General features: G+C 59.5%; 26 protein-coding genes and 2 tRNA genes. 18 read left to right on the top strand and 10 right to left on the bottom strand.

Going from position 1 to position 26734, the window contains the following annotated elements:
• The first annotated feature begins 170 nt into the window (after positions 1–170).
• The 4 genes from bamA (at position 171) to SFU85_10900 (ending at position 5089) form a co-directional block, all read left to right on the top strand.
• Positions 171–2558, top strand: coding sequence for an outer membrane protein assembly factor BamA (gene bamA / locus SFU85_10915; protein ID MDX6767287.1), 2388 nt, complete (start codon positions 171–173; stop codon positions 2556–2558).
• Between the two features lie 15 nt (positions 2559–2573).
• Complete coding sequence (locus tag SFU85_10910; GenBank protein MDX6767286.1) at positions 2574–3170, top strand: OmpH family outer membrane protein; 597 nt, start codon at positions 2574–2576, stop codon at positions 3168–3170.
• 13 nt (positions 3171–3183) lie between these two features.
• A complete protein-coding gene (gene lpxD / locus SFU85_10905) occupies positions 3184–4218 on the top strand; it encodes a UDP-3-O-(3-hydroxymyristoyl)glucosamine N-acyltransferase (GenBank protein MDX6767285.1) in 1035 nt (344 codons plus the stop codon).
• A 154-nt stretch (positions 4219–4372) separates the two neighbouring features.
• Positions 4373–5089 carry a methyltransferase domain-containing protein gene (locus SFU85_10900; protein MDX6767284.1) on the top strand — a complete coding sequence of 239 codons (717 nt, stop codon included), beginning with the start codon at positions 4373–4375 and terminating at the stop codon, positions 5087–5089.
• 530 nt (positions 5090–5619) lie between these two features.
• Here the strand turns inward: SFU85_10900 and SFU85_10895 are convergent.
• Both SFU85_10895 and SFU85_10890 read right to left on the bottom strand, forming a co-directional pair.
• Positions 5620–5859: a GIY-YIG nuclease family protein gene (locus tag SFU85_10895; GenBank protein ID MDX6767283.1), complete on the bottom strand. Its 240-nt coding sequence runs from the start codon at positions 5857–5859 to the stop codon at positions 5620–5622.
• A gap of 492 nt (positions 5860–6351) precedes the next feature.
• A tRNA-Met gene (locus SFU85_10890) sits at positions 6352–6428 on the bottom strand.
• 96 nt (positions 6429–6524) lie between these two features.
• Here SFU85_10890 and SFU85_10885 point away from each other — a divergent pair.
• The gene (locus tag SFU85_10885) at positions 6525–7337 is read left to right on the top strand and encodes a hypothetical protein (protein ID MDX6767282.1); all 813 of its coding nucleotides are present in this window, start codon (positions 6525–6527) and stop codon (positions 7335–7337) included.
• Positions 7338–7343: 6 nt separating this feature from the next.
• Here the strand turns inward: SFU85_10885 and SFU85_10880 are convergent, their stop codons facing one another.
• Positions 7344–8285, bottom strand: coding sequence for a type I phosphomannose isomerase catalytic subunit (locus tag SFU85_10880; protein ID MDX6767281.1), 942 nt, complete (start codon positions 8283–8285; stop codon positions 7344–7346).
• Between the two features lie 17 nt (positions 8286–8302).
• Between SFU85_10880 and SFU85_10875 the strand changes: the two genes are divergently transcribed.
• Positions 8303–8689 (top strand): AraC family transcriptional regulator, encoded by a 387-nt coding sequence (locus tag SFU85_10875; GenBank protein MDX6767280.1) that lies wholly within the window; start codon positions 8303–8305, stop codon positions 8687–8689.
• A 20-nt stretch (positions 8690–8709) separates the two neighbouring features.
• Here the strand turns inward: SFU85_10875 and SFU85_10870 are convergent, their stop codons facing one another.
• The gene (locus tag SFU85_10870) at positions 8710–9282 is read right to left on the bottom strand and encodes a DUF1439 domain-containing protein (protein ID MDX6767279.1); all 573 of its coding nucleotides are present in this window, start codon (positions 9280–9282) and stop codon (positions 8710–8712) included.
• A gap of 101 nt (positions 9283–9383) precedes the next feature.
• Between SFU85_10870 and SFU85_10865 the strand changes: the two genes are divergently transcribed.
• Positions 9384–11699: a Tex family protein gene (locus tag SFU85_10865; GenBank protein MDX6767278.1), complete on the top strand. Its 2316-nt coding sequence runs from the start codon at positions 9384–9386 to the stop codon at positions 11697–11699.
• Positions 11700–11942: 243 nt separating this feature from the next.
• Here SFU85_10865 and SFU85_10860 read toward each other — a convergent pair whose 3' ends face one another.
• Entirely contained in the window at positions 11943–13259 is a 1317-nt protein-coding gene (locus SFU85_10860; protein MDX6767277.1) for a DUF1501 domain-containing protein, read from the bottom strand.
• Positions 13256–14809: a DUF1800 domain-containing protein gene (locus SFU85_10855; protein MDX6767276.1), complete on the bottom strand. Its 1554-nt coding sequence runs from the start codon at positions 14807–14809 to the stop codon at positions 13256–13258. Before SFU85_10855 ends, SFU85_10860 begins: the two co-directional genes overlap by 4 nt.
• A gap of 110 nt (positions 14810–14919) precedes the next feature.
• On the opposite strand from SFU85_10855, the gene leuB reads away from it, so the two are divergent.
• Entirely contained in the window at positions 14920–15990 is a 1071-nt protein-coding gene (leuB, locus tag SFU85_10850) for a 3-isopropylmalate dehydrogenase (GenBank protein MDX6767275.1), read from the top strand.
• Between the two features lie 437 nt (positions 15991–16427).
• Here leuB and SFU85_10845 read toward each other — a convergent pair whose 3' ends face one another.
• Together SFU85_10845 and SFU85_10840 are read right to left on the bottom strand one after the other, a co-directional pair.
• On the bottom strand, positions 16428–16673 hold the full coding sequence (locus SFU85_10845; GenBank protein ID MDX6767274.1) for a GIY-YIG nuclease family protein: 246 nt from the start codon (positions 16671–16673) through the stop codon (positions 16428–16430).
• Positions 16674–16685: 12 nt separating this feature from the next.
• A tRNA-Met gene (locus SFU85_10840) sits at positions 16686–16757 on the bottom strand.
• A gap of 502 nt (positions 16758–17259) precedes the next feature.
• Here SFU85_10840 and SFU85_10835 point away from each other — a divergent pair.
• The 9 genes from SFU85_10835 to SFU85_10795 all read left to right on the top strand — a co-directional run bounded on the left by SFU85_10835 (position 17260) and on the right by SFU85_10795 (position 23572).
• Positions 17260–17484: a hypothetical protein gene (locus SFU85_10835; protein MDX6767273.1), complete on the top strand. Its 225-nt coding sequence runs from the start codon at positions 17260–17262 to the stop codon at positions 17482–17484.
• Positions 17485–17554: 70 nt separating this feature from the next.
• Positions 17555–17764 (top strand): DUF2283 domain-containing protein, encoded by a 210-nt coding sequence (locus SFU85_10830; GenBank protein ID MDX6767272.1) that lies wholly within the window; start codon positions 17555–17557, stop codon positions 17762–17764.
• Between the two features lie 291 nt (positions 17765–18055).
• Positions 18056–18289, top strand: a complete 234-nt coding sequence (locus SFU85_10825) for a DUF4160 domain-containing protein (protein MDX6767271.1) — start codon at positions 18056–18058, stop codon at positions 18287–18289.
• A gap of 22 nt (positions 18290–18311) precedes the next feature.
• Entirely contained in the window at positions 18312–18551 is a 240-nt protein-coding gene (locus tag SFU85_10820; GenBank protein MDX6767270.1) for a DUF2442 domain-containing protein, read from the top strand.
• Positions 18552–18874: 323 nt separating this feature from the next.
• Positions 18875–19141, top strand: a complete 267-nt coding sequence (locus SFU85_10815) for an AbrB/MazE/SpoVT family DNA-binding domain-containing protein (GenBank protein MDX6767269.1) — start codon at positions 18875–18877, stop codon at positions 19139–19141.
• A gap of 1 nt (position 19142) precedes the next feature.
• Positions 19143–19547: a PIN domain-containing protein gene (locus tag SFU85_10810; protein ID MDX6767268.1), complete on the top strand. Its 405-nt coding sequence runs from the start codon at positions 19143–19145 to the stop codon at positions 19545–19547.
• A 140-nt stretch (positions 19548–19687) separates the two neighbouring features.
• Positions 19688–21163, top strand: coding sequence for an AAA family ATPase (locus SFU85_10805; protein MDX6767267.1), 1476 nt, complete (start codon positions 19688–19690; stop codon positions 21161–21163).
• Between the two features lie 2 nt (positions 21164–21165).
• The gene (locus SFU85_10800; GenBank protein ID MDX6767266.1) at positions 21166–22608 is read left to right on the top strand and encodes a hypothetical protein; all 1443 of its coding nucleotides are present in this window, start codon (positions 21166–21168) and stop codon (positions 22606–22608) included.
• Positions 22609–23335: 727 nt separating this feature from the next.
• A complete protein-coding gene (locus SFU85_10795; protein ID MDX6767265.1) occupies positions 23336–23572 on the top strand; it encodes a hypothetical protein in 237 nt (78 codons plus the stop codon).
• A gap of 466 nt (positions 23573–24038) precedes the next feature.
• On the opposite strand, the gene SFU85_10790 is transcribed toward SFU85_10795, so the two are convergent.
• The gene (locus SFU85_10790) at positions 24039–24197 is read right to left on the bottom strand and encodes a hypothetical protein (protein MDX6767264.1); all 159 of its coding nucleotides are present in this window, start codon (positions 24195–24197) and stop codon (positions 24039–24041) included.
• 291 nt (positions 24198–24488) lie between these two features.
• A complete protein-coding gene (locus tag SFU85_10785; protein ID MDX6767263.1) occupies positions 24489–25013 on the bottom strand; it encodes an SET domain-containing protein-lysine N-methyltransferase in 525 nt (174 codons plus the stop codon).
• Positions 25014–25284: 271 nt separating this feature from the next.
• Here SFU85_10785 and dnaB point away from each other — a divergent pair, with 271 nt between their 5' ends.
• On the top strand, positions 25285–26706 hold the full coding sequence (gene dnaB, locus SFU85_10780; GenBank protein MDX6767262.1) for a replicative DNA helicase: 1422 nt from the start codon (positions 25285–25287) through the stop codon (positions 26704–26706).
• Positions 26707–26734 lie beyond the last annotated feature (28 nt).

Raw genomic sequence — 26734 nt, 5'->3', positions numbered from 1 at the left:
GGAAATCAGACGCCATAATGTCCTTGACGATCTCAGGACCATCGCACAGGTTCTACAGTGAAATCAGACTTTTGACGTAAAAAAGCATAAGAACTTACTTGAACAATAGACGCTCTAAAGGTTTACGCTTGAGAATTTTAGACAAATTAGAAGTGCTGTTTCCCGGCTTCATGCGGGGCCTCCTGGGCCTCCTTCTTTGCCTGGGCAGTTCGGCGATGTTGGCAACCGCCGCGCCCACCGCGACGGAAAACAAGACGGTGGTCCGTCCGCCTTCTGCTGCGGACGAAAGCAGCAAAAAAACCGGCCCTACCATCAAAGAAGTGGAAATCCAGTTCGCCGGCCCGCGCTCGGTCGATCGCAGTGTCATTCTTTCCAACATGCGTTCCACCGTGGGCCAGCCCTACTCCCTCGCCTCGGTCGAGGAAGATGTCCGCAACCTCTATGCCACCGGTCTTTTCGTCAACCTCCGCATCTATGACGAACCCCTGGGTGAGGGGGTCAAGGTGGTGGTCGTCGTCCAGCCCAAGCCGATCGTCAAGCAGGTGGTGGTGGTCGGCAACGACAAGATTTCCGAAAAGGCCGTCCGTAAGAAAATCACCAGCAAGCCGGGCGATCCCCTGAGTGAACAGAACGTGGCCACCGACTCGCGGGCCATCCTCTCCTATTACAACACCAAGGGCTTCGCCAATGCCCAGGTCGAATACAAGATCGACATCAACGAGCAGGTTGGCCGCGCCGTGGTCACCTACACCATCAAGGAAGAAGCCAAGGCCTTTGTGGACTTGGTTGAATTCGAGGGAAACAAGGCACTCGAAAGCACCGAACTGCGCAAACTCTTCAAAACCCGCAAGAAGAACCTCCTGTCCATTTTCAACAAATCCGGCCTTTATATCGAGGACCAGTTCAAGGAGGACCTCAAAAAGCTCCGCGAACACTACCAGTCGAAGGGATACATCGACATGCAGGTCAAGGATGTCCGCCGCTCCTATCCGGAAGCGGACCGCATCAACATCAAGATCATCATTTTTGAAGGCATCCCCTACAAGGTCGGTGCCCTCAATCTGGCCGGCAACCAGTTGTTCACCCAGGAACAAATCAAGGGCCGTATGGCCATGAAGGAAAGCGGCACCTTTTCCCCCCAAGGTCTGGATGCCGATGTCAAAGCCATCCGCGACCTCTACGGCGAGCGCGGTTACATCGACGCCAACGTCACACCCCAGCGCCAACCCAATGTGGAAAGCGGGCGCATGGACATCGTTTACAACATTTCCGAGGGGCCGCAGTCCTACGTGGAAAAAATCGTCATCCAGGGCAACAACCGCACCAAAGACAAAGTCCTGCGGCGCGAACTGGCCCTCAACCCCGGGGATGTCTACGACTCCGTGGCCGTCGAGGCGAGCAAGAAGCGCCTGGAAAACCTGGGCTACTTTTCCAAGGTCGACATCAGCCCCGAAGACACCGCTGTGGAAGACCGCAAGAACATGGTCGTGACCGTGGAAGAACAACGAACGGGCTCGGTCACCTTCGGGGCGGGATTCAGCACGGTGGACAGCCTGCTGGGATTCGTGGAACTGAGCCAGGGGAATTTCGACTTCGCCAACTGGCCCAACTTCACCGGCGCCGGCCAGAAGTTCCGCACCCGCCTGCAATACGGTCTCAGCCGCCAGGACGCACTGGTCAGTTGGACCGAGCCCTGGTTCATGAACCAGAAGCTCTCCTTCGGCTTCGACCTCTTCTACAACAATGCCCAGTACCTGAGCAACGACTATGACCAGCGCCGCTATGGTGCCGCCATCCGCCTCGGGAAGGCCCTGAATGATTTCTGGAGGGTGGGTCTTCGCTACCAGGCCGAGGTGATCGACATTTACGATGTCAGCACGAGCCTGCCGAACCTGATCCAGAACGAGGAGGGAGCACGAACCAAGAGTTCCGTTCTCTTCAACATCTCCTACGACAACCGCGACGACCTGTTCCTGACCCGCAAGGGTGAGAAAGTCGAGTTCAGCGCGGAAGCCGCGGGAGGCCCGCTCATGGGCGACACCAAAATTTGGAAACTGCAGCTGGAGGGTAGCAAGTATTACAGCCTTCCTTGGGACTTGATCCTCGGATTCAACGGGGCCACCGGCGTCGCCGATGGATTTGATAGCGGGGACACTGTCCCGCTTTATGACCGTTTCTTCCTCGGCGGTTCGCGCTCCATCCGGGGCTTCAAATACCGGGACGTCGGGCCCAAACTTTCCAAATCTGGTGGGAATGATGTGGTCGACATCAATGGGGAACCCGTCGGCGGCCAGACCATGGCCTATGGGAATGCTGAAATCACCTATCCCATCATCGACCGGGTCCGCGGGGCCATTTTTGTCGACGGCGGGATCAACAACACCGACACATTCGACTACGGGCTCGAACACTTCTCCCTCGGCACCGGGGTCGGCCTCCGGCTCAACCTGCCCATCGGTCCCTTGCGGTTGGACCTCGGCTTCCCGGTGGTGAAAGAAAAAGAACTCGTTGACGGGCCCGAAGTCGAATTCCACTTTGACGTCGGCTACCAATTCTAATAACCTTTGCCCCTCATGAAACCTCTTGCCGCAATCCTTGCCGCCCTTTTCCTTACCGCCGCCTCGGCTTCCGCCCAGACCACCAGCCTCAAAGTAGCGCTCGTCGACCTGCAGAAATGCTTCAACGATTACTACAAAACCGAGGAAGCCAAAACCCGCATCAATGAACAGGGTTCCGGCTACCAGAAGGAATTCAACGACCGGATGGAAGATTACAAGAAGCTTGTCGACCAGATCAACAGCCTCCGCGAAGGGGCCAAGGATGCCTCCGCCAGCGAAGCCGCCCGCAAGGAGCGCGAGGACAAACTCAAGGAAAAGATCCAGGAAGCCCAAACCCGCGAACGCGAACTCAATGAGTTCCGCGGCACTTCTTCCAAGCTTCTCCAGGACCTCCAAGTCCGCCAACGCAAGTCCATCGTCGACGAGATCAACAAAGTCGTCGAAACCTTCGCCAAAGGCAAATACAACATCGTCATCGACAAATCCGGCATGACTCTCAATGGCACTTCCGGCCTGGTTTACACCGAAGGTTTGACCGACATCACCGACGAAATCGTCAAGCAGCTCAACAAAGACAAGCCCGCGGGTTCAGCCAAACCTGCCGCGAAGTAACAGGCTTTGCGGGGTGAGTCGTTCCCTGGCAGATATCGCCGCCCTCGTAGGAGGGGAGCTGGTGGGCGACGGCTCCATCACCTGCACGGGCATCAACGATCTGGGCCGTGCCTCCGGCACCCAGGTTTCCTTCCTCGGTAATTCACGCTACACCAAGGCGGCTTTGGCCACCCAGGCCGCTGCCGTGCTCGTTCCGCGCGACTTCAACCAGTCCCTGCCTTGTGCGACCATTCGTGTCGACAATCCGACCGCGGCCTTTGCCGCCGTCATCGCCCTCTTTGCCCCACCCGAAGTCACTTGGTCGCCCGGTATCCATCCGACCGCGGTGATTGGCCCTGGTGTCCAGTTGGGATCCGACCTTTACATCGGCCCGCATGTCACCCTGGAGGCTGGCTGTCGGATCGGCGACCGCGTCCACTTGGGACCCGGCGTATACGTGGGTCATGAAGCCCGTATTGGCGATGACTCGTTTCTCCATGCCTCATCCGTGGTGCGCGAACGTTGTGTCCTCGGCAAGCGGGTCATCCTGCACGCCGGAGCCGTCATCGGTTCCGACGGTTTTGGCTACGAATTCCATGGCGGCAAATACGTCAAAATTCCCCAGGTGGGCTACGTTCAGATCGACGATGATTGTGAGATCGGTGCCAACACCACCATCGACCGCGGACGATTCGACAAAACCTGGATCCAGGAAGGCTGCAAAATCGACAATCTGGTCATGATCGCCCACAACGTGGTCATCGGCAAACACAGCATCATCGTGGCCCAGGTCGGGATTTCAGGCAGTTCCAGCCTGGGCGCCTACAACACCGTGGCCGGGCAATCCGCCTTGGTCGGGCATGTCAAGACAACCGACAAAGTGACCATCACCGCCTGGACCGCCGTGACCAAAGACATCACCGAACCCGGGGTCTACCGCGGCGGGCCGGCCAAGCCCATGCGGGAGTCGATGGAGATCGAGGCCCTGACGCATCGCCTGCCGGAATTGGTCAAGCGCCTGCGTGATTTGGAAAAAGAAGTGTCCGTCCTCAAGGGCCTGCCTGGATAAGCTTTAATGCAAGCGCCAGTTAGGCAGACGTCTTCTCCGTCTGTTGGATTTGTCGCCATCGTCTGATTTCCTGCGGAACGCTCGACAGTCAAGGGCTCGGCGCTATTCATGGGCCCCATCCCCCAAGTTGGAAGCAAACCCTTTTACCGAACACGTGAGCCAAGAGATCCTAGTCGCGGGTGCCAGCATGAGTTTTCTGCCGTCCGACAGACTGCTGACTGGCTACGCATGGGATGGCTTGACTGCGGCGGCCTCAATCCACCCCTTGGGCCGCGTGGAATCGACCTTGTTGCTGGGTCTGGGTGCCGGAACAGCGGTCCGGCAGATCTTCCACCTGTTCCCCCGGTCCTGTATGACCGCGGTGGATTTGGATGCCCGCATGATCCACCTGGCCCGCAAAGCCCTCAAGACCCATCGGCGTCGGATGGACATTCGCCAGGCCGATGCCGGCGAATGGGTCAAACAAGCAACGCCCGGTCGTTTCGACTTGGTGTTGGATGATGTGTACGCCTCCGGAGCCGAGGACGTCTTCCGCCCGATCCTTCCCGACATCGCGTGGGTGCGCCATCTGGCTACCTTGTGCCGTCCGCAGGGCTTGGTGGCCCTGAATCTCGTCATCGGCCCCGGCCATGGCCGGGTTCGCCGCCAGGCGCGCCAAGCATTCCGCCATCTCTTCGCCCATACCGGGGTCATTCGACCGGCCAAAGGAATGAATGAAATCCTCTGGGGTTCACAAGCCAAACCCTATCGGGCCGGTTGGAGACAGGCCGAAGGCTGCTGGGATCATCCATCCGACCGCAGGGACTGGCGCCGGATCGGGTTCGGGCGAAACCCCGCTGCAAGGGTGTCACTTAAACCGGATCGCTTGTAGGGCGGCAGTGTCCTGCACCATCAGCGGCACCGGCAGCAAGGGACTGTGCCGTGACCGCGCCTTGCGGAACGCTACCCTGCGGCCGCTCTGCGGAATATCCGCCTACGCCAAGGCTTCGGCGTGATCGCCTTCTCACTGTGTGAACAAGCCCCAAACGCGTGGACGGAGCTGGCTGGCTGCGCAGGCAGTTACGCCGTAGCCTGAAAGGCGAAGGTTAATTGCGGGGGTAGGATTTGAAACTACGGTCCCGACAACGGCGGGATTATACCCAATCAGGTGAAGTAGGCGACAAAAGGCCTTTTGGGAGGGCGAAGCTCCTGCTGAGCCGTGTTTGGCGTGCTGACCTTAATCCGGCTCGGCGGGAGCCTCGCCCTCCCGAAGAAGCTGTCGCTCAGTCCATGTGATTGGGTATTAAAAGCCTGACGAGTGTTTTAAGCCTGTGAATTGATAGAAGCCGTCGCCGCCCTTCATGCGTTTTAGACGGTTTTCAAGTTTACGGCCTTCCGAGAGGGATATCGCTTGGCTGGTGTTCAAAGGCGTTTTTTGGCAAAGGCACGACCGGAGGCCGTTTTAAGGTATAACTCAAAAGCAACGGCCTTCTTTCGATCAGAAAATGCAAAATAGCTTGAAATCTTCCAAGGACGGAACTTTGCGGTATGGATCGATTGACCTGCGTTGTGAAGCTTCAGGCGGGCTTTCAAGTCTCCAGTAAGTCCGCAGTAGTATCTTTCGGGAAAAGTCTCACTTTGAAGGAGATAGACGTAGTCCATCAGGAATAGGTAGCAAGGAAGTCCGCCTACGCCAAGGCTTCGGCGTGATCGCCTTCTCACTGTGTGAACAAGCCCCAAACGCGTGGACGGAGCTGGCTGGCTGCGCAGGCAGTTACGCCGAAGCTAGAAAAGCGAAGGCGAATTGCGGGGGTAGGATTTGAACCTACGGTCCCGCCAACGGCGGGATTATGAGCCTGACGAGCGTTTTAAGCCTGTGAATTGATAGAAGCCGTCGCCGCCCTTCATGCGTTTTAGACGGTTTTCAAGTTTACGGGCTTCCGAGAGGGACATCGCTTGGCTGGTCCACATTAAAATCCATGGACCTTTGCCCCTGGTCCATTTGGAAACACCCGTGTTGTGGTCATTCAGGCGGCGTGGCACATCGTCGGATAAGCCAATGTAGAACTTACCTTGGGCATTTTGGATGACATAAACGCGATATGACATACCCACAAAAAAACCTTGGAGGGATAAACTCCAAGGTTTTGAAATTGGTTGCGGGGGTAGGATTTGAACCTACGGCCTTCAGGTTATGAGCCTGACGAGCTACCTGGCTGCTCCACCCCGCGATAGGAAGCTCAAATATATAGAAACCGCTTCCCTTGTCAACGTCACCCGGGGAAATCTTTTGGGGACTGCCCGGTCCTGTGGTAACCTGACCCGTCATGCCGAACTGGATCGCGTCGTTGTTGTGGTGCCTGGGATCGGGCTTGTTGGCTTACACGTGCTTACAGGCACCCTGGCTCTGGGCCAGGCGTCTGGGCCTGTGGATGCTCTACACCACCGTGGCTTTGGCCCTCTGGTTCCTGAGCGGCGATGCCCTTCTCGCCGTCGGGGGCGTGGCCCTGTGGTTTGTCGTGCCGGCCATCCAAGCCCTGCTCTATTCCAGGGGATTGCGCTATTCGCCCGACCGCAAACTGGTGGACGGACCCATCGAACTTGAGGAATTCCCCGAAGTCAATGGCTTGACCCGTGACCTCCGCGGCGAGGGCTTTGTATCCACGGGCGATTTCTGGATGCATCCTTCATCCATCGATCAGGGTTACCGCTTTTTCCATCACGCCGAAACGGGCACGGACGCCGCCCTGGCCGTGGTGCGACAGGGCCCGCTGACCCTTTCCTACGCCATCCTCCTGACGATCGACCGGCAGAACCGCTTTTGGATCACTTGGAATTACCCGCTGGCCTATGGAATGAAGCTTCCCCCGGAGGCCATGGTGCACCGTCTGGCCGAGGCCGAATCCCTGGCCGAACTGTGGGAACAACACCGGGCGTTCCTGGAGCTGAACGGGGTCGAGCCCTTGCCAACAGGTGAGGCCAATCCCAGGGTCCGGTTCGAGGCCTTCTTTCGTTCCACCCTCGAGCACAACCACCGCTCGGGGTTGCTTTCCACCGTGAAAGACGGCCGGCTGGCTTACACGTGGAAAGGCTCCGCCCTGCTCGGGTGGCAGGTCTTCTGCGAAGTCCTGCGTGGTTGATGCGCGTCAGGTGGAGGGCCAGCCCACCGTGATGAGGTGGCCTTCATCGTCAAGCGACTCCACCTCGAATTCGCCCGTATCCGCACCCACCAGCAGACTGGTGCCGCGGGGGTATTCCTGGCCCCCGATCTTGAATCGCCCCAGGGCGCTGAACATGTACAAGAACGAGCGGCCATCGGTGGCCATCGGCCGGCCCTCCTTTTCGAAAAAGAGATGCCGGTGGATGGCAAAGTATTTGCAGTCCAAAATCGAGTTTCCCTGCACCTGGGTGAAGATGGGTTCGATGTCGTCGAAGCGGATGCATTTCATCGATTCCGCCACATGAAGATCGCGGGGCTTGCCGGTCTTGGCATCGATGCGGTCGTAGTCATGAACCCGGTAGGTGGTGTCGGAATTCTGCTGGATTTCCAAGATCAGGTTGCCGGCTCCAATGGCGTGGACCCTTCCCGAGGGCAGGAACATGACCTCGCCGGGCGAAGTGGGCAGGTGGTGGAAACACTCGATCAGCTTCTTTTCCTCCAGGGCTTTTTCAAAAGTGGCGCGGGTGACCCCCTTCTTCAGGCCGACGAGGATTTCCGCGCCGGGTTGGGTTTCGAGGAAATACCACAACTCAGTCTTGGGTTCGCCCTTCATCGCGGCGGCCAGGGCCTCGGGCGGGTGGACCTGGAGGGATAGCTTGTCGCAGGCGTCAAGGAGCTTGATCAGAATGGGAAAGCGTTCGGACTGGGGGGATAGGTTGCCGAAAAAATCGTCGCGGTGTTTTCCGGTCCAGAGTTCGTGCAGCGTCTGCCCGGTTTCGACCAGGAGCGTCTGGGTCTCGGCCCGGTCACAGACTTCCCAGGATTCCCCGATCCGATCACCGGGCAAAGTCCGACCGAACAGGGTGTGGAGGTTGTTCCCGCCCCAGATGCGGTCATGGTAGGAGGGGGTCAGGGTGAAAATGGCCATCGGGGTAATGTGACGAAATGCGCCCGGGGATCAACCCCGGAAATCCCGCTGCAGATGCGCACCGCCACCGGCCCGGGCCGGTGCGCCAGGTCTTGGAATGTCTGGAGAGGGACTTTGCCCGGCCGTGGAAGATCTCCACCATGTCGGCCAGGGCCGGACTCTCTGAGGCGCATTTTCATGATGTCTTCCGGCAGACCATGGGGACCACCCCGCACCAATGGTTGTTGCAGCGGAGACTGCGGGCGGCCCGGGAACGGCTGCTGTCGTCGCTTGATCCGGTCAAGCGCATCGCGGTGGAGTGCGGGTTCGCCGATTCCCCATCCTTCGCCCACGCCTTCCGCCAACACTTCGGGGGTTCGCCCAAGGTGTTCCGTGAGCGGCATCTGCGGCCGGAGAAAAGGTAGGGGGAGGCGGGAGGGCGGGGTTACTTTCCGCCCAAGCCGAGCTTGGCCACCACACCGTCGTTGGTGACGCGGATGCTGCGCAGGGCCAGCTTGGCCAGTTTTTCCTCGGTGGCTTTGGGATTGAGCCGGTAGACCTCCAGGCCCCCCAGGGCGCCGAGCACCGCGCTGCCGATGATGCCGGAAACCTCGTCGGCCCGGCTTTCGGACAACCCCTGGATGGTGAATTTTTTGACTTTCACATCGGTGAACACAAAGGCCCCGTGCTTGGGGCGATACTCGAGCGTGCCGTCGCAGTCGACCTTGCCCGGCAGGGGGATCATGCCCAGGAGCCGGACTTCCGCATCCGCCACCACGCCCAGACGGTTGCGCGATCCCTCGAAATCCAACTGGGGATTGGCCAGTTTCACGGTCATCAGGCCCTTGGAGCGCACGGTCGGAAATTTGTGCTTCACCTGGTCGATGATGAGGGACTTGGGGATTTTGACTTCAAAGGAGAAGCCCCCGCATCCCACCAGGGCCGGGGCGAGAAAAAATAAAAAGGAAAGGGAAAGGCCGCGGAGCGCGGCTGCGGCGAGGCCGGGAAGGGGCTTCATGGGGGGGATTATCCGGGAGGGCACTGTTGGGTCAAGCCGGGGGAATACCCGCGGCAAACTTCACTTGCCATCCTTGGGTCGATGTACATTCTCGGAATTCCATGGTCACTTCCGCCGTCGAAATTCTTCCCGAGCACCATCTGGAAGCCATCACCCGCGAACTCAAACTGCCCGCCCGGAGCGTTCTGGCCACCGCCCTCCTGGTCAAGGAGGGGGCCACGGTCCCCTTCATCGCCCGCTACCGCAAGGAGGTCACCGGCTCGCTCGACGAAGTGGCCATCGCCGCCATCGCCGACCGGATGGAAAAGCTGAGGGATTTCGATGCCCGCCGCGATTCCATCCTGAAATCGCTCGAGGAGCGGAACCTGCTCTCCGCCGACCTGAAGAAGGCCCTGCTGGGGGCGTCCACGCTCGGGGCCTTGGAGGACATCTACCAGCCCTACAAACCGAAGAAGCGCACCCGGGCCACCATCGCCCGCGAAGCGGGCCTGGAGCCCCTGGCCGATCTCCTCTGGGAACAGAATGTGCCGGACCCGCTGGCCGCCGCCGGAGCCTACGTCGATGCCGCCAAGGGGGTGGAGCATGCCGAGGCCGCCCTGTCCGGGGCCCGCGACATCCTGGCCGAACGCGCCAGCGACGATCCGGCCGCCCGTGCCCGCGCCCGCGAGGTCTACCGGGCCGAGAGCATTCTTTCCTCCAAAGTTTTGTCAGGCAAAGAGGTGGAAGCGGCCAAGTTCAAGGATTACTTCGACTGGCAGGAACCCGCGGCCAAAGCCCCCTCCCACCGGATTCTCGCCATCCGCCGGGGCGAGAAGGAGGGCTTCCTGATGATGAGGATACAGCCCCCCGAGGCCTCCGTGCTGGCGGCGGTCGAGCCGCTGTTTGTCCGGGGCCGGGGTCCGGCCGCGGAACAGGTGCGTCTGGCCGTCCAGGACGGGGTCAGGCGCCTGCTCGGTCCGGCCATGGAGACCGAGATCAGGCTCGACTGCAAGGCCCGGGCCGACGAGGAGGCCATCCGTGTTTTTTCGGAAAACATCCGCGAGTTGCTGCTGGCCTCGCCGCTCGGGCAGAAGGTCACGCTGGCCATCGATCCCGGCTTCCGCACCGGGTGCAAGGTGGTGATCCTCGACCGCCAGGGCAAGTTGCTCCACCACGACGTGGTCTTCCCCGACCAGTCGGCCCTGCGGCGCAAAGAGGCGGGCGACACCCTCCTGGCCTTTGTGAAGCACTTCAAGGTCGAAGCCGTGGCGATCGGAAACGGAACGGCCGGGCGCGAGACGGAAACGTTCGTGCGCGCCTTGAAGCTGCCGGCCGCCATCCCGATCGTCCTGGTCAACGAAAGTGGCGCCTCGATCTACTCCGCCTCGGACATCGCGCGGGAGGAATTTCCCGACAAGGACATCACGGTGCGCGGGGCGGTATCCATCGGGCGGCGGTTGATGGACCCCCTGGCGGAATTGGTCAAACTCGATCCCAAATCCATCGGGGTGGGGCAATACCAGCACGACGTCGACCAGATCCAACTCAAGAAGAGCCTCGACGGCGTGGTCATGAGCTGCGTCAACGGCGTCGGGGTGGAGGTCAACACCGCCAGCAAACAACTCCTGACCTACGTCTCCGGCATCGGGCCGCAGCTGGCCGAGAACATCGTCAAGTTCCGCGACGAAAACGGGCCCTTCCGCTCCCGCAGGCAGTTGCTCAAGGTGCCGCGCCTCGGCGAGAAGGCCTTCGAGCAGGGGGCCGGCTTCCTGCGCGTGCGCGAGGGCGAACACCCGCTGGATGCCAGCGCGGTCCATCCGGAATCCTATCCCGTGGTGGATGCCATGGCGGCCGATCTGGGGGTCTCGGTGGAGGAATTGATGCGGCGCCCCGAGCTCCAGCAAAAAATCAAACCCGAGAAATACGTCACGGAAAAGACCGGGCTGCCCACGCTGAAGGACATCCTGGCCGAACTGGCCCGTCCGGGCCGGGACCCGCGCAGGCAGTTCGAGGCCTTCTCCTTCGCCGATGGGGTGGAAAAGATCTCCGATCTCAAGCCCGGGATGAAACTGCCGGGCATTGTCACCAACGTCACCGCCTTCGGGGCCTTTGTCGACATCGGGGTGCACCAGGATGGGCTGGTCCATATCAGCCAACTGGCGGACACCTTCGTGCGGGACCCCTCGGAATTTGTCAAAGTCGCCCAGAAAGTGCAGGTCACGGTGATGGAAGTGGACATCGAACGCGCGCGCATCGCCCTCTCGATGAAAACGAATCCGGATTTGTCCGCGACCAAGGGAGCCCGTCCCGCCCCCGGGGCGCCGCGCCCCGCCGGCCGGCCGCACCACCCGGCCGCCGCTCCGTCCCGCCCGGCGCCCGCTTCGGGATTCAACCTCTTCGACGCGGCACTCACCCAGGCCCAGCAGCGGAAGCAATAGGGCGTTCTCTAGTTGCTTGGGCGATTGTTCTTTTATACCAAATCCGATTGATTAGGCGCGAAAGCGCCCCGGAGGGCCGCACGCTGTGCGGCTTGGTCGCAGGGCCTGCGACCCTCCGATTGAAACAGGCTCATTAAAGATGATTTGGTATGAATGGGAGAGAACGAGCACGAGAGCGAGCAAGAGAAACGAGTTGAACGCCACTGCTCAGTGAACGCAAAGCGCTTTAGCGGTGAGAAACGGTCAGGCCTTGAGCAGGTCCATCGTGGCGAACTTGCGTTTCAGCACCGGGGTCGAATCGACCTTGAGCCACTTTTCCAGCACCGTCGCGTATACATTGCGGAAATCGATGCCGTGTTTGAGGTCGCCATTGTTGAGGTCGGTCAGGCTGGGGTGTTTGCCATGCAGGCCCGCCTTGGCCGCACCGCCGAAAAGGAACATCGGACCGGCGGCCCCGTGGTCGGTGCCGCCCGAGCCGTTCTGCGAGACGCGGCGGCCGAATTCGCTGAAGGTCATCATGAGGACGCGGTTGAAATTGCCCTGTTCCTTGAGATCGGCCACGAAGGCCGTCACCGCCTCGGAAAATTCCTTCATCAAGCGGTCGTGGGCGGGCTTCTGGTTGGCGTGGGTGTCGAAGCCCCCGAGGTTGGCGTAGTAGATGCGGGTGGGCAGGCCGCCCGCGATCAACTGGGCGATGAGCTTGAGATCCTCCCCGAGGCGCGATGAGGGGTAGGGGGTGGCGGACTTGTGCGCGCTCACAATGCGTTGGATGTCCTGGGAGGAAACCTCGGCGTCGAGGGCGGTCCGCTCCAGGTATTGCAGATTGGACAGGCCGTCGTTGGCGGGGTTGGCCGCACCCAGGCTCTCGATGGAGGAACCACTCCGGCTCCCGGCGATGTTCTCGCCGTCGGCCATCATGGGGACCATCTGGCCGTCGCGGGCGTCGGCCACGGCGATGTCGCCCGGCTCGATGAGCTTGTAGCGGTTGGGGCTGGCCATGGAGATGCCCATGGGCTTGGCGGAAAGGAAGGCCTGCGGGGGCATCGAACCGATGTTGACGCCGGCCGTCGGGGGCTGGCCCTGGCAGGCGGAGTCGAAGTAACGGCCGATCCAGCCGTAGTGCTCGTTCTTGTCGGCATCCGAGGCGGTGTGCCAGATTTCCATCGAGCGGAAGTGGGAGCGGTTGGGATTGGGATAGCCCACCCCGTGGATGAGGGCGGCATCGCCGTTGTCGAACAGGCCCTTGAGCCCGGCCAGGTTGGGGTGGAGCCCGGCGTAGTCGTCCAGGCGCAGGACGGAATCGCGGGCCAGGGCGATCTGGGAACGGGAGCGGTAATAGGCGTCATCGGCGAACGGCACGACCATGCTGAGGCCGTCGTTGCCGCCACCCATTTGTAGGACAACGAGGATGGGGGAGTCCTTGCCGGTGGCGGTCTGGATGGCGCTGTCGGCGGCCCGGGCATCGAGGCCGAGGATGGTGGCGTCGAGGAAGGAGGGGAGGGTCCAGGTGGCGGCGAGCCCCATCATGCTGCTGTGGACGAATTGGCGGCGGGTTTTCATGTCAGTTGGTACTCCGGCCGGGCCATCATGAGATAGGCCAGGCCCTTGGTTTTTTCTTCCAGGGACTTGTCGGGCGACTGGGCGAGGTAGTCGGCGAAGGCCTTGCCGGCGGCGGCGGGGGCGCCGGTGGGGTAGAAGCGCCGGAGCAGGGACTCGATGAGGGCGGCGTTGTCGTCCGGGGTGCCGGCGGGGGCCAGTTTGCGCGGGTCGATCATGGCGGGCATCTTGTTGTTGCGGTTCTTCATCCGTTCCATCCGCGCCATCATCGGGTCGTCTTCCATGGGGGCGCCCTCCTTGCCCTCGGTCTTCCGCAGTTCCTGCAGTTTCTCGAGCCGCCTGGCCATGTCCTCGCGGTTGAACATGACCCCGCCGGGGTCGCCGCCGTAGACGAAGAGTTTGGCCGCGTTCTGCCGCAGGAGGAGGGTGGTGGTGCTGACCCAGGTGCGTCCGCCGTCCCAGCCCTTGACACTGGGGGGTTCGAGCAGGTTCTGGCCCAGTTGGGTCAGGAGGCCGATGGCGGCCCGGCCCGGGAAGCGGGCCATCTCGGCCGACTTGGCCGTGGCCAGGAGCCATTGCACCGGGCTCTTGATTTGTGTCCCGATGGCGCGGGCGGAATAGAATTCGCGGCTGCGGAACATCGCCTTCAGGAAGGGGCGCAGGTCGTAGTTGAGCCGGTAGAGGCTGTCACCGAGGCTGTCGGCCAGCGCAGCGGGAGGGTTTTGATAGGCAAAGAAGGACCACAGCCTGTTGGAGAGGTGGCGCGCGCACTGGTTCTGCCCCAGGATCTGGTCGATGATGTCCTCGTCGTTGAAATTTCCGGACGCGCCCAGGAAGGTTTTGCGTCCGTCATGGTGGTTGAATTTCTGGAAAGAGGCGGTTTGGTTGAAACGGTTGACCGTCCACCCGGTGAAGGCCCGGGCGGCGGCCTTGATGTCGTCCTCGGTGTAATGGCCTTCCCCCAGGGTGAAGAGTTCCAGCAGCTCGCGCCCGTAGTTTTCGTTCGGCGCGTCCTTGCGGCTCTGGGCCCCGTCCAGCCAGACCAACATGGCCGGGTCGCGGCCGACTTCCAGCAGCAGGTTGCGGAAGGGACCGTTGCCGAGCCGGCGGAAGATGTCGTTCTGCCGCCACATGAAGTAGGCGATCTTGACCTTTTCCGCACTGGTGGCGAAGTGGCCGTGCCAGAAGAGGGTGAGCTTTTCCTGGAGGGGGCGGGGGCCGTTGCGCATGCGCTCGAGCCACCACTGCTTCAACTCATGGAGCTGCTCCCGTTGTTGGCGTTGGAATTCCTGGAACTTCATCCGCCGTTCCTCTTCCGGCAGGTTGCGCAGGGCCCGGCGTTGTTCGGCCAGGGTCGGGTCGGGCTTGGCCCATTCCGGGTCGGCGGTGGGATCGGGGGTTTTTTCCCAGTCGACCAGCCGGTCCACGCTGGCGTCCAGTCCGGCGGCGGCGCATTCCTGGATCTCCTGCTGCGTGGCCCCGAAACCGGTGCGCAGCAACAGATGGGCCGCGGTGGTCTCGTTCCAATCCGATGCGGGCAGGGGGGCGAGCATAAGGGTTCAACCCGGCCGGCCGGAAAAAGTTGCGCCAAGTCCGGCGACGGGGGCTCCGGCGCGCCTTTTCCGTTGCCTCCCGGGACGGGTTGGCTGTTTAATCTCTGCTTATGAATATCGCAGTCTTGAGCGGCGACGGCATTGGTCCTGAAGTCATGGAAGCCTCCCTGGCCGTCTTTGAAAAAGTATCGGCCAAGTTTTCCCTCCGGCCCCGGTTCACCGAGGCCCTGGTCGGGGGCATCGCCATCGACCGGGAAGGCCGGGCGCTGCCGGACAAGACCGTCGAGGTGTGCCGGGCCAACGAGGCCATCCTCTTCGGATCGGTGGGCGGGCCCAAGTGGGAGTCGCTGCCCCCGAACGAACAACCCGAGCGCGCCGCCCTCCTGCCTTTGCGCAAGATCTTCGGCCTTTACGCCAACCTCCGTCCGGCCATCTGCTACCCCGAGTTGGTGGGGGCCTCGCCGATCAAGAACGAACTCATGCCCGGCGGATTCGACATCCTGGTCGTGCGCGAGCTGACCGGGGGGATCTACTTCGGCCAGCCCAAAAAGACCGAGAAGACCGAGCGGGGGGAAAAAGCCACCGATACGCTGGTTTATGAGACCTACGAGATCGAGCGCGCCACCCGGGTGGCCTTCGAGGCCGCCAGGACCCGTTCCAAGAAAGTCCACCTCATCGACAAGGCCAACGTGCTGGAGAGTTCCCTCCTGTGGCGCAAGACCGTCAAGCGCATCGCCGCCGACTATCCCGGCATCCAGTTGGAATTCATGTATGTCGACAACGCCGCCATGCAGGTGATGAAGAACCCGCGGCAATTCGACGTCATGCTGTGCGAGAACATGTTCGGCGACATCCTGAGCGACGAGGTGGCGGCGGCCACGGGTTCGCTCGGATTGCTGCCCAGTGCGTCACTGGCCGAGGGCGCCTTCGGCCTTTACGAGCCGAGCGGCGGGACGGCTCCCGACATCGCCGGGAAAGGCATCGCCAACCCCATCGCGCAGATCCTGTCCATCGCCCTCATGCTGGAATACACCTTCAAGCAACACGAGGCGGCGGCGGCGATCCAGGCGGCGGTGAGAAAAGTCATCGCCTCCGGGGTGCGCACGGCCGACATCTGGGCCGAGGGCTGCCAGAAAGTCGGCACCAAGGCCATGGGCGAGGCGATCGCCGGGGCGCTTTAGAGCCTATCCGGAACGGGAAGAGTTGTTTTCCCGGCAAAGTGGGAAATTCGCGCGAGGCCAGGATCTGCAACTCCGGGCCCAATCGCTTTGTGGTGTGGGTATGGCCGCGGAGGTGTTGTTCCAGCCATGCCTTCATATCAACCGTTGAGCCAATGTAATGGCGGCCGTTCCTGCCTTTGAGTATGTAAACCTAATACCAAGTTAAAATGACTGAACGACAGAATAAACGGGAGGGCGAGGCTCCTGCCGAGCCGGTTTGATGTCTCTATTCCAAGGGCGGCTCAGCCCCGAAGGCTTACGGGGGAGCCAGGAGCTTCGCCCTCCCGTAAGGCACTTTTACGCCCACTCAATTCAATTTGGTATAAGCCATAACCAAGGGGGGGTAGCAGCGACAGGATTTGAACCTGTGACCAACCCCGAAAGCTTTCGGGGCTGCTCTAGCCGTTTTGCAGGTGATGTAGCGCTAGCCTGGGATTTTTCTTGGCTTTGAGAAATCGCTCAAAACTTCGCGCTTCTGGCAAAGTGGGAAATTCGCGCGAGGCCAGGATCTGCAACTCCGGGCCCAATCGCTTTGTGGTGTGGGTATGGCCGCGGAGGTGTTGTTCCAGCCGCGCCTCCAGATCGACCGTCGATCCGATGTAATGGCGGCCGTTGTTGCCTTTGAGGATGTAAACCCAAGCCATAACCAAGGGGGGTAGCAGCGACAGGATTTGAACCTGTGACCAAGGGCTTATGAGTCCCCTGCTCTACCACTGAGCTACGCTGCCAAACTCTTGATTATCAAGGACTTGATAACTGGTTGAGGATGTATTCTGCGATGTCATGCCACACCAAAGAACACAAGAGCCAGAATTTTACCCCGAAAATCACGCCCACCCAGCTCCTGTTACGGAACGAATGGAGCGGAGGATATTACAGACGCTTCCCGTATGCGGGCAAGCATAAATGGCCCGGGCCCGGCCGACGGGCGGATATGCCGGGGACACCCCTGTGCGGACGCAGCCGATGCCCCCGCCGGGAGAATGAACGGGAAGTAAGAAGCACAAATAACCATCCCTCCTTTCCCCGTTCCCCCCCGAAGCGAAGGCCGCGCCGTCTTGTCTGGACGAAGACGGGGAATCCGCTGGGTGAAGTAGGTGGATGGCAAGATCATCCCTTGCCCGTTCCATGTGAGGCCCGCTAACATTCAGGTATGGATGCCATAGCAGGCCTTAGGTTCACCGCCCTCAGCCCCGGCCTTTGCATCCATATCCATCAGGTGGGGAAAAGATGAAAACGATCCGTGATTGCTTCGGTCAACCCGTCAGGCTGACCGATGAACGGATGGCCCACATATTGGAACACCCTGAAATGAAGGAAATGGGCGCGGAGATCGCGCGGGTATTGACCGAGCCCCTGACCGTGCGCCGTTCCCGCTCGGACGCCGCGTGCGCTTGTTTTACGAGTTTTACGCCCGGACAATTGTGGATGGCAAATGGCTGTGCGTTGTTGTAAAATACCTGCCTGATGATGCATTCGTCGTCACCGCGTATTTGACCGATAAACCCAAAGCTGGAGAAACCTTATGGCCGAAAAGTTAAAAGTCTGGTTCGACGCTGAGGCGGATTTCCTCGAAGTCCGTTTTTCCGATGTTGCGGGCTACGAGAAAGAAACCAACCACGATGCCGTGATGGAGCGGGTGGATGACCGGGGCCACGTCGTCGGGTTCAGCATCATGGGCGTAAGCCAATTCAGAAAAGGGAAGCCCCTGGAAGCCGACCTGGCCTCTGCCTGAAAATGGTCTCTGGCTATTAGCCGTTAGCTGTTGGCTCTTTGCCAAACCCACTATTCGCTTACCGTTCCCCCCGAAGCGAAGCGAAGGCCGCGACGTCTTGTGGGGCCCTAGCTTCCGTGCGAAGGACCAAGTCCGGCAGTTGCCGGACGAAGGCGGGTTCCCCGTTTCCCCCAAGATCCCAAATCCCGAATCCGCACTCCTTTACGAATCAGGTATCTATTTTCAAGTGTCAGGTCTGTCCTCATGCACTTCCCGCTTTTACGTAGGGGCGACTTTGGATTAGGCTGATGCATGCCAACGGTTCTCCGGGTGGGTCCCTATCGGTTCCATTTTTACAGCCGAGAAACCAACGAGCCCCCGCACATCCATGTGGCCCGGGGCGATCTGGAGGCGAAATTCTGGCTCAAGCCGGTTTCTCTGGCTGCCAATCAGGGCTATCCGTCCCACGAAGTGACCGCGATCGCCCGTCTCGTGGAAGAACATTGCGAAACCCTGCTTCTGGCCTATCATAAATTCCATGGGTAATTCTTCCCAAGATCAACCTCAGGTGACAGCGGTCCGATGCTGGATCGACGGCCGCCGGGTATGCCTAGAACTGGAAGACCAACGGATCGTCAGTTTTCCCGCGGCCCGGTATCCTCTCCTGGCCCACGCCCCGCAAGAACTTCTGGAATCGGTAAAACTCCGTGTGCAGGGGCAGGCTTTGCGCTGGGAGGAATTGGACGAGGATATCTGGGTGGCCGATGCTGTGACAGGCCGTTTCCCCAGATCTCTGACCCCTGCCTGAGCCAGCCGGCATAACCGGCGTTCCCCCCGAAGCGAAGCGAAGGCCGCGACGTCTTGTGTGGACGAAGCTTCCGTGCGAAGGACCAAGCTACCTGCGAAGGCGGGCTCCCCGTTTCCTCCCTCCTTTACAAATTAGGTCTCAGGTCCGCCACGGTTGTAAATCCGCCGTGGTGGACGGATCTACGATTTCAGGTTTCAGCCTTCCGCTCCCCACTCCTGAATCCAAGATCCTCCTTCCGTCCTCCGTATCGTCAATTCCCCCAACCCGTCAACGTCTTACTTTTCTGTGGATTCTTACAAACCATCCAAGTAAGCTACCCGGATATGAAGCCCGTTCCCGAAGCCCATCTGGTCACGTTCACCACCAAGGGCCAGATCGTCATTCCTTCGGCCCTTCGGCGCCGGCTTGAAATCGAAGAGGGAACCCGGGCCAGCATCACGGCCACGGAAGATGGCATCCTGCTCCGGCCGATTACTGCGGCTACCATCCGACAGGCGAGGGGTATCATCGCCGGTAAACCGGGGCAGAAGTCGCTGGCTGATGAGTGGGCCGAACACAAACGCGAAGAAATGCGTTTGGAGGACAAGTAAGATGGCTGGTCAGGTTTTCGATAGCTATGCCCTCTTGGCTTATCTGCGTAACGAACCAGGAGCGGATACCGTTCAGGCCATTTTGGAAAAAGCGGGAGGCCGCGGTTCCAACGTGATGATGTCCGAGGTGAACTATGCCGAAGTGCAATACATCACTAGGCGGAAAAGCGGGGAGCATGCCTGGGATCAGGTAGCGGCATCGCTGGAAACCCTGCCCATCGAGTTTATTCCCACATCACGGGACCTGGCCGATACGGCCGCATCATTCAAAGTTGAAAACCGCCTGAGTCTCGCCGATGCCTTTGCCGCAGCCCTGGCAAAACAGAAAAAAGCGGGACTTGTGACAGGCGACAAAAAATTTGCAGCACTCGAAAAGCAGGTCAAGATTGTCTGGATTGGCAAGTGAGGAAAGTAAGATAGAACCAAAATGAAGAGATTTCCAACCCAATGGAATCAAACTTTGGAATGAACTAATGGTTTAATAATGTCATAAATCAAGTGGTGACCCCTGTTTATCATTGGTGAATTAACCAACATGAAATCAAAATGAGCGACCAACTTCAAATCCTTGCAGACGCGATAGCTGCGGGCTCAGACACAAAAAGCGAAGCCATCGGCGAGGCCATGAAAGGCCTCTTCGGTACTCGTTTCCACAAACGCTCCGCATCACATCTTGACCAAGAACGTCCACCATTCATCCGTAATGCGTATGGTAAAAATGGCGCTGAGTCCGAGCACGTGGCCTATGCAGGTTTTATAAATCCGGAAAACCCACCAAGCGGTCCGTACGGAGGAACGAGTTTGGTCTGGTTTCCACGCCCAGAGGGATGTTTGATTGACTTCGGGATAGGAACGCAGGGCCTTAGTCCAGACGAAGGTGTTTTGACACGCCCCGGCCATCGCCGTCGAATTGAGAGTCTTCGGAAGCACTTGGTTAGCCTCGGTGTTACCGCGTGGGCACGACAGGACCCAGCGACAATGGGCATGCCCGTTCCAAAGGTCGTAAGTGACATGTTGCCCGCTTGGAAGTCGGTTTTCGATAGATACGGCAATGAGCTCTACTGCTTGGCGGAGGTGCCAAAGGACAACCCCGAACTCGCAAAGCGCGTAGTGCAGGCCTTCGTGGATCTTTACGCATATGAGCGAGGTTGGGAGGTTCTGAAGGCAGCTGAAGATGAATATCAATCGTTCATTGCAAGCCTTCACTGCGCATGGCTGGCGACTCCGTCAAAGGATGAGATTGCTCGTCTGCTAAAATCCCGTCGTTTTGTTGTTCTTGAAGGCCCGCCTGGAACTGGTAAGTCGCGAATCGCGAAACAGATCCTCAAAGAGGCCTTCGCTGACAACGGCGTCATTACCCAATTTCACCCCTCGACGACATACGAAGATTTTGTCGCCGGCTTGTCTCCCGACGTTGCCAACGCAGCATTGCGATTCCAAACGCGCGCTGGCCACTTAATGGAGGCTGCGAAAAAAGCAGGTGAAAGCGACGCTCTCCTTGTAATCGACGAGATCAACCGCGCAGATCTCGGGCGTGTTCTCGGTGAGGCAATCTATCTCTTTGAAGCCGGACATCAGGAAGAGGCCCGGGTGGTAAGATTGCCCCATGAAATCGACGGCGCGCACGAATTCGGCCTACCTAATAATCTGTTTGTCCTCGCCACAATGAACACTGCGGATCGCAGTGTCGCACGCATGGACCTCGCCATTCGCAGAAGGTTCGCTTTCATCACGATGATGCCCGATCGCGAGGTCGTAAAGTCCACTAGCACCGACATGGGTCTGAAACTGTTTGAGGCATTGTGCGATGTGTTTCTCGAGTTTGCCCCCGACGATGCACTTGCGCTGATGCCAGGGCACTCTTATTTCATTGCAAGCGATGATGTAGTGCTACGAGACCGCCTGCGTTACGAACTACTGCCGCTGGTTGACGAGTATCTTCGTGAGGGTTATCTGGGCCCGGCTTCAGGAGCGCTTCATGCCGTTCGTAACCTCATTGCTGACTCAAGCAGTGGATCCTAATTATGGCAGCGAGAAATGCTGCTTCGCGGCGTGGTTCCAAGGTACCTAGAGCAAGAGCTTCAGGGGTTCATTTCGCAAGGACGCCAAATCCACAGCCGTTGCTGCGTGCGGTCGATAATGGCCCCACAGTGTGTGTTGACCCGACTCCATATATCTCTGGAGGACGTGATCCTGGTTGGGGGCCGCATTTGGATGGTTTCTTGTCACGCAATCGCGAAGCTTTGGCTGCAATCGGTGCCGAGCCTCACGTTGTTGCTGGTCGCAATGGAATAAGGCTTGAGCTAAAGCCTGGACATTCAGCTGGGGCTGTTCCTCTCCGCTCTCCCGTTTCTGGACAAGTCGCGGGAGGATTGGTTGTATCTCCTCGATTTGGTTGGCCTGGAGTGGGTCGGGTTTTGGCTGCAACGGGTTGGGGAAGTGGGCCGCAATTTCTCACGCAGCCACTCGTCCCGGGAAGCGGTAGAGAAGTGCCGCCGTGGGTGCTCGCTGGTCCCGTTCTCCAGCGTCTAACAAATCTATTGTCAGACCTAAAACCTGGATACCAAGAGCGCATCGAAGTCCGTACGCATCCTCGTGGTCAGATTCAGTGGCCAGCTTACGTCGCAAACCAGATGGCAACTGGGCGTTGGCATCATTTGCCCTGTAAATTCAGCGAACTTGGCACGGATTCGCGCTTGCGTGAGACGATTCGATGGACGCTTGAGCGTATCCGCCTTGATCTCGCTGCAACCGGTGGCAGCGATCCGATGGCGTTGATCCTGGCAACATTGGCAATGCACCTTCTTGATCAAGTCGCCGATGTGCCCTCTCGCCGGCCTTATCGTGGCGAATTGGAACGCAATTTCGGTGCGGGCTCGCTGACTTCAGAGGTCTTACGAGAAGGACTGAGGGCCATTGGCTGGATTGTAGATGAAAGAGGGCTTGGGGGTGGCCGCAGCTCTGAAGGGCTCGCATGGACTTTACCGTTGGAGACCTTGTGGGAGAGGTATGTGGAGAAATTCGCACGAGCTGAGGCTTCGCTTTTGGGCGGTAGGGTGAGAGTAGGGCGTCTCAGGGAGACTACCGTGCCATTACCTTGGGATCACCGAAGTCACCGTGCAATCGGACACTTGATTCCCGATATCATAGTGGAGAAGCGAGATGGAATTGAGATTATTGACGCAAAATACAAAGCCCATTTTGCTGATTTAGATGTAGCGGGGTGGAAAGCTTTTACTGAAGATGCCAAAGAGAGCCTTCGTGCCGATGTTCACCAAGTGTTGGCGTATGCAGCTGTTTGTGGAGATGTGACAAATGTCACAGCAACCTTGGTGTATCCTGTCTCTGCAGAGTTGTATAACGAATTGAATTTTCGCTCACAACACATTGTATCTGCTTCGATTCCAGTGGGAACTCGAGTGAAACAATTGCGGCTACGTGCGCTGCCATTTTCTGGATTGAATTAAAACATTCACCACCGCTTCCCTGCACACCATGTATGTCGACAAGCCAAACAAGGCCACGGCCTGATGCAGGCCATCGCCCGCGTGAATCGCGTGTTTACTCCCTCGCTGCCGTCGCTAGTTCGGGCTGAGCCCAATGCTACGAATTGGTTGCCTGCGTTCTAGTTGCTGTATAGCGGGGGTATAGCGGGGGTCAGTCCATGAAAAATGAAATGGAGACTTACCCGCCGTGCCGCGGTGCAGGCAACCCCGGAAATTTCGGTGGTCTTGTCACGAACCGCGTTTTGTGTGGCGGAATTGTCCTTGGTCCTTTGTCACTGGTCCTTGGTTCTTGGTTTAACGCCCCCCCCCTCTTCATTACTTCCCGCCACGGCGGGTTTTCCACATCACGTGCTTTCTCATGATGGCGAATAGCGAATAGTTGATGGTGGAGTTTTGAGACCTGAAATCTGAGTCAGAATGGGTCCTGTTTTACCGCCCTACTTCATCACCTCATCACTTAATCCCTTCATCACTTGCCCCGGGGACGGAGGGCGGAGTGTATGATACCTGAAACCTGAAACCTGAAACCTGAGTTGGTTCTTTGTCCTTTGGGTTCGAATCACTTCAACCCTTTAAATCTAAATTTCTTCGAATGCCTTACTTTGTTATCTTGGCTGACTTCTGTTAAAATGGGGACAGGATTGATCGGAACTTGATCCCGGTCTTCCCCGGGGTTATCTTATGAGTGATGAAGCTGAGACTGGACCTGCTCAAGCACCTGACGGCGGAGGACATCGCCCAGTCAGCGGCGGAGAATGTCCACCGTTTCAAACCCGAGCCGCTTTTCTCCAAAACTGGGACTGGCAGTCTGTCGCCAGCATCAACCAGCGAGCGTGCGCAAGAAGTGGAGCACAGCACGGCCTTAACCCGGAAGCTGGAGAAGCGCTTGCATCTGAATGGGAAGTCAGGCACGTCCAAACCCTGACCCTGGCTGAAACCTTCGACTTCCTCCGCCAACTTCATCGCAGGGCCCCATTTCTGTTCCTCAATGGGAACACGTTCTCTTACATAGGCCGCGAGCTTTGCCTCGCCCTGTTCAGTGATCTGCCCGCTCTTCGCAAAAGGGAGCTTTCCTCATCTGTAGCCCATTACATAGCCGGGGTGCTCGACCGGGAATCCATGGTGGATGCGGTTGCGTCGCTCTGCGCCGTGGCGGATCTTTCTCCGGGCGACCAGGTCGAGACTCTCCGCGAACCACCCGGGGAACCATCGTCCGGATTCTCGACGATGGTCGGGTGGTTTGGAAACCCGATGGGACAGACACCGAACTCACCGGCCTTCCGGAAAGCCTTCGTTTGGTTTAAAGGCGGATCGGAGCGGACCGGTTCCTGGACCGCCAACCCCGATCTCATACGCCTCGAGATTTTCGAAACGTGAGGTGGGCGGAAAAGTCAGCTTTTTGAACCCCGAAATCCGCCCATCAGATAGATGACGAGGCAGACCAACAAAACCAGCCCAAGACCACCACCGCCAATGGCGGGACCGCCGAAGTAAAATCCACCGCCGCCGAACAGGAGTAACAGGACAACCAACAGTAATAGTGTGCTCATGACATCAAGGTAACGGGTCGTTACCTGGCCGCCATACTAGAGCATTTTGCATTTCGTCCGCCACTCGTTCTCGAACTCTTTCTCATTCTCGTGCTCTCGGGGATAGAGAGAACGTGCACGAGCGCGAGTAAGAGAAACGAGTCGAAACCACTGCGCGTCAAACGCAAGGCGCCCTATCGCTCTATTACGAGGGATGGGTCCGTGAATAATGGAAATGTGGGAAGCTGAAAGCGGAAACCTGAGACCTGAGAGCTGAGAACGGAAACTGGATCTGTCTGATCGTGGTCGGGTTCAACGGGCGGCGGGTTTTTGGAGTTTCTTCCGCAAGCGCCAGCGCAGTCCCTGGCGCACGATGTAGCCGGGGCAGGAATCGGTGCCGCAACGGCAGGGGTGTTCCAGATGGTGTGCGTAGTCGTAGCCGTAGTCGTAGGAGATTTCCTCGCCCTGCCGGATGTCCCGGATGGCCTCGATCCAGACCCGGCCGCGCTCGATGACGGCCTCGCTGTTGGGTTCGCAGGAATGGTTGATCCAGCGTGCCGGGTTCCAGGAGACGTTGCCGTCGATGTCGTGCCGCTTGGTGATCTCGAAGATGTAAACCGCGCCGTGGTTCTGGTCGCTGCGGTGGCTGTCGTACTGACGCTCGGCTCGGCGGATCGACTCCGCCTTGGTGATGCGTTCGCCGACGTATTCGATCAGGCGTGTGCCCTTGGCCACGTCCCGCCGGGCAAAAATCCCCCGGCCGTGGATGGCCGACCCGCGGACCTCGAGGTGGGGGGCGCCGGGGAGGCGGCGGACGGTGGAACGGGCGGTGTGCATGGGGATGCGAAATGAAGCAATTCGCACGCCGCAGTCCAAGCAGAAAAACCATTCTTTGGAGAGTCGAGCGGGGAAAAAACCCGGAGTTGTTCACAATGGGTGGTTTTCGTGGATTTTGCCCAGTTCCCGGGGCGGATGGTGTCGGACAGGTCACGGGACGGGGTGGGGAAGGGCCTTGTTGGCAAGTTGTCCACAGGGTATGGGCATCGGGGGAGGGGGAGGGAGATTTCCGGCATTGTGTGTGGGGGAAGCCGACCCATCATGACCGGCCATGATTGCGCAGTTGGAGGGCCGTTCCGGGGCCAAGGTTTCCATCAAACTCGAGGGGCTTCCGCCCATCCACAGTGTCGAGGCCGAACGCTCGGTGCTGGGGGCCATGCTTTCCGACCCCGAGCACGTGATCGACCGGGCGGCCGAGCGCCTGCGGGCGGAGGATTTCTTCCATCCCGCGCACCAGGCGCTCTACACCGCCCTGTTGGAGATGCGCAACAAGGGACAACCGGTCGATCCCTCGACCGTGCTGCAATTCCTGGAGGACCGCAAGCTGGCCGATTCCGTCGGTGGGGCCCCGGTTCTGGGGGAATTGTCGGCCGGGGTCATCTCCGTGCTGACCGCGCCCACGCACATCGAAACCGTGCGGGCCAAGAGCCTGCTCCGCCACCTCCAGCAGGCCTGCGCCCAGATCGTTTACAGCGCGCAGGAGCGGCAGCACGAGGTGGATGCGGTGCTGGACGAGGCCGAGAGCCAGATCTTCAAGATCACCGAGACCGGGGTGTCCCAGACCGTGATGGAACCGCGCAAGGTGGTGCTCAGCGCCATCGACATGATCCAGCGGAACGTGGACATGAAAGGCCGTTATGATGGATTGCCCAGCGGCTTCCACGACCTCGATCAGATGACGACCGGCTTCAAGCCGCAGGAAATGATCGTCATCGCCGCCCGTCCCGGCGTCGGCAAAACCGCCCTGGCCCTGACCATGGCGAAAAGTTTCGTCAAGGCGCGCTACGATGCCGAGAAGGACCGCATGGTCGAGCCCGGCTACCCGGTGGGGATCTTCTCGCTGGAAATGTCGGCCCAGCAATTGATGGTCCGCCTGCTGGCCTCCTACGCCAACGTCAGCCTGCAATCGATCCGCGAGGGCAAGTTGAGCAGCCACGAACTGGACGCCCTCAGCCTGGTGGCCGAGCAGGTGGCCGGGCTGCCGCTTTACATCGATGAATCGAGCATGCTCAACATCGGCCAGTTGCGGGCCAAGGCGCGGCGGATGAAGCAGATGCACGGCATCGAGGCCCTGATCATCGACTACCTCCAATTGCTGACCTCCTCGAGCGAGAAGGCCCGGGACAACCGCCAGGTGGAAGTGGCGGAGATCTCCCGCGGCATCAAGGGCCTGGCCCGCGAGCTCAACATCCCGATCATCGTGCTGGCCCAGCTCAACCGCAAACCCGAGGAAGGCAACCAGGATCCCGCTTTGCACCACCTGCGCGAATCCGGTTCGATCGAGCAGGATGCCGACATCGTCATGCTCCTGAGCCGCAAGTTTGAAAAGGAAGAGGGGGACAGCGGTCCGGGCAGTCCGTTCAAGGCCACCCTGCACGTGGCCAAGCAGCGCAACGGTCCCACCGGCAAAGTGGACCTGATCTTCCACGGGGCCTACACCCGCTACGATTCCGCCCCGCGCGATCCCAAGTGACCCCCGCCTTGCCCGGGCGAGGGTCTTG

Source organism: Candidatus Methylacidiphilales bacterium, from assembly GCA_033875315.1.
GTDB lineage: Bacteria > Verrucomicrobiota > Verrucomicrobiia > Methylacidiphilales > CAZTYG01 > JANRJG01.
The sequence above is the reverse complement of the archived record's forward strand: the minus strand, read 5'-3'. Positions and strand labels throughout refer to the sequence as shown.

Bases quoted from the DNA above. Each gene is read 5' to 3' on its own strand.
- bamA (MDX6767287.1), top strand. From the start codon at position 171: ATGCGGGGCCTCCTGGGCCTCCTTCTTTGCCTGGGCAGTTCGGCGATG.
- SFU85_10910 (MDX6767286.1), top strand. From the start codon at position 2,574: ATGAAACCTCTTGCCGCAATCCTTGCCGCCCTTTTCCTTACCGCCGCC.
- SFU85_10895 (MDX6767283.1), bottom strand. From the start codon at position 5,859: ATGGACTACGTCTATCTCCTTCAAAGTGAGACTTTTCCCGAAAGATAC.
- SFU85_10885 (MDX6767282.1), top strand. From the start codon at position 6,525: ATGCCGAACTGGATCGCGTCGTTGTTGTGGTGCCTGGGATCGGGCTTG.
- SFU85_10880 (MDX6767281.1), bottom strand. From the start codon at position 8,285: ATGGCCATTTTCACCCTGACCCCCTCCTACCATGACCGCATCTGGGGC.
- SFU85_10875 (MDX6767280.1), top strand. From the start codon at position 8,303: ATGCGCCCGGGGATCAACCCCGGAAATCCCGCTGCAGATGCGCACCGC.
- SFU85_10870 (MDX6767279.1), bottom strand. From the start codon at position 9,282: ATGAAGCCCCTTCCCGGCCTCGCCGCAGCCGCGCTCCGCGGCCTTTCC.
- SFU85_10865 (MDX6767278.1), top strand. From the start codon at position 9,384: ATGGTCACTTCCGCCGTCGAAATTCTTCCCGAGCACCATCTGGAAGCC.
- SFU85_10860 (MDX6767277.1), bottom strand. From the start codon at position 13,259: ATGAAAACCCGCCGCCAATTCGTCCACAGCAGCATGATGGGGCTCGCC.
- SFU85_10855 (MDX6767276.1), bottom strand. From the start codon at position 14,809: ATGCTCGCCCCCCTGCCCGCATCGGATTGGAACGAGACCACCGCGGCC.
- leuB (MDX6767275.1), top strand. From the start codon at position 14,920: ATGAATATCGCAGTCTTGAGCGGCGACGGCATTGGTCCTGAAGTCATG.
- SFU85_10845 (MDX6767274.1), bottom strand. From the start codon at position 16,673: ATGGCTTGGGTTTACATCCTCAAAGGCAACAACGGCCGCCATTACATC.
- SFU85_10835 (MDX6767273.1), top strand. From the start codon at position 17,260: ATGAAAACGATCCGTGATTGCTTCGGTCAACCCGTCAGGCTGACCGAT.
- SFU85_10830 (MDX6767272.1), top strand. From the start codon at position 17,555: ATGGCCGAAAAGTTAAAAGTCTGGTTCGACGCTGAGGCGGATTTCCTC.
- SFU85_10825 (MDX6767271.1), top strand. From the start codon at position 18,056: ATGCCAACGGTTCTCCGGGTGGGTCCCTATCGGTTCCATTTTTACAGC.
- SFU85_10815 (MDX6767269.1), top strand. From the start codon at position 18,875: ATGAAGCCCGTTCCCGAAGCCCATCTGGTCACGTTCACCACCAAGGGC.
- SFU85_10810 (MDX6767268.1), top strand. From the start codon at position 19,143: ATGGCTGGTCAGGTTTTCGATAGCTATGCCCTCTTGGCTTATCTGCGT.
- SFU85_10805 (MDX6767267.1), top strand. From the start codon at position 19,688: ATGAGCGACCAACTTCAAATCCTTGCAGACGCGATAGCTGCGGGCTCA.
- SFU85_10800 (MDX6767266.1), top strand. From the start codon at position 21,166: ATGGCAGCGAGAAATGCTGCTTCGCGGCGTGGTTCCAAGGTACCTAGA.
- SFU85_10795 (MDX6767265.1), top strand. From the start codon at position 23,336: ATGAAGCTGAGACTGGACCTGCTCAAGCACCTGACGGCGGAGGACATC.
- SFU85_10790 (MDX6767264.1), bottom strand. From the start codon at position 24,197: ATGAGCACACTATTACTGTTGGTTGTCCTGTTACTCCTGTTCGGCGGC.
- SFU85_10785 (MDX6767263.1), bottom strand. From the start codon at position 25,013: ATGCACACCGCCCGTTCCACCGTCCGCCGCCTCCCCGGCGCCCCCCAC.
- dnaB (MDX6767262.1), top strand. From the start codon at position 25,285: ATGATTGCGCAGTTGGAGGGCCGTTCCGGGGCCAAGGTTTCCATCAAA.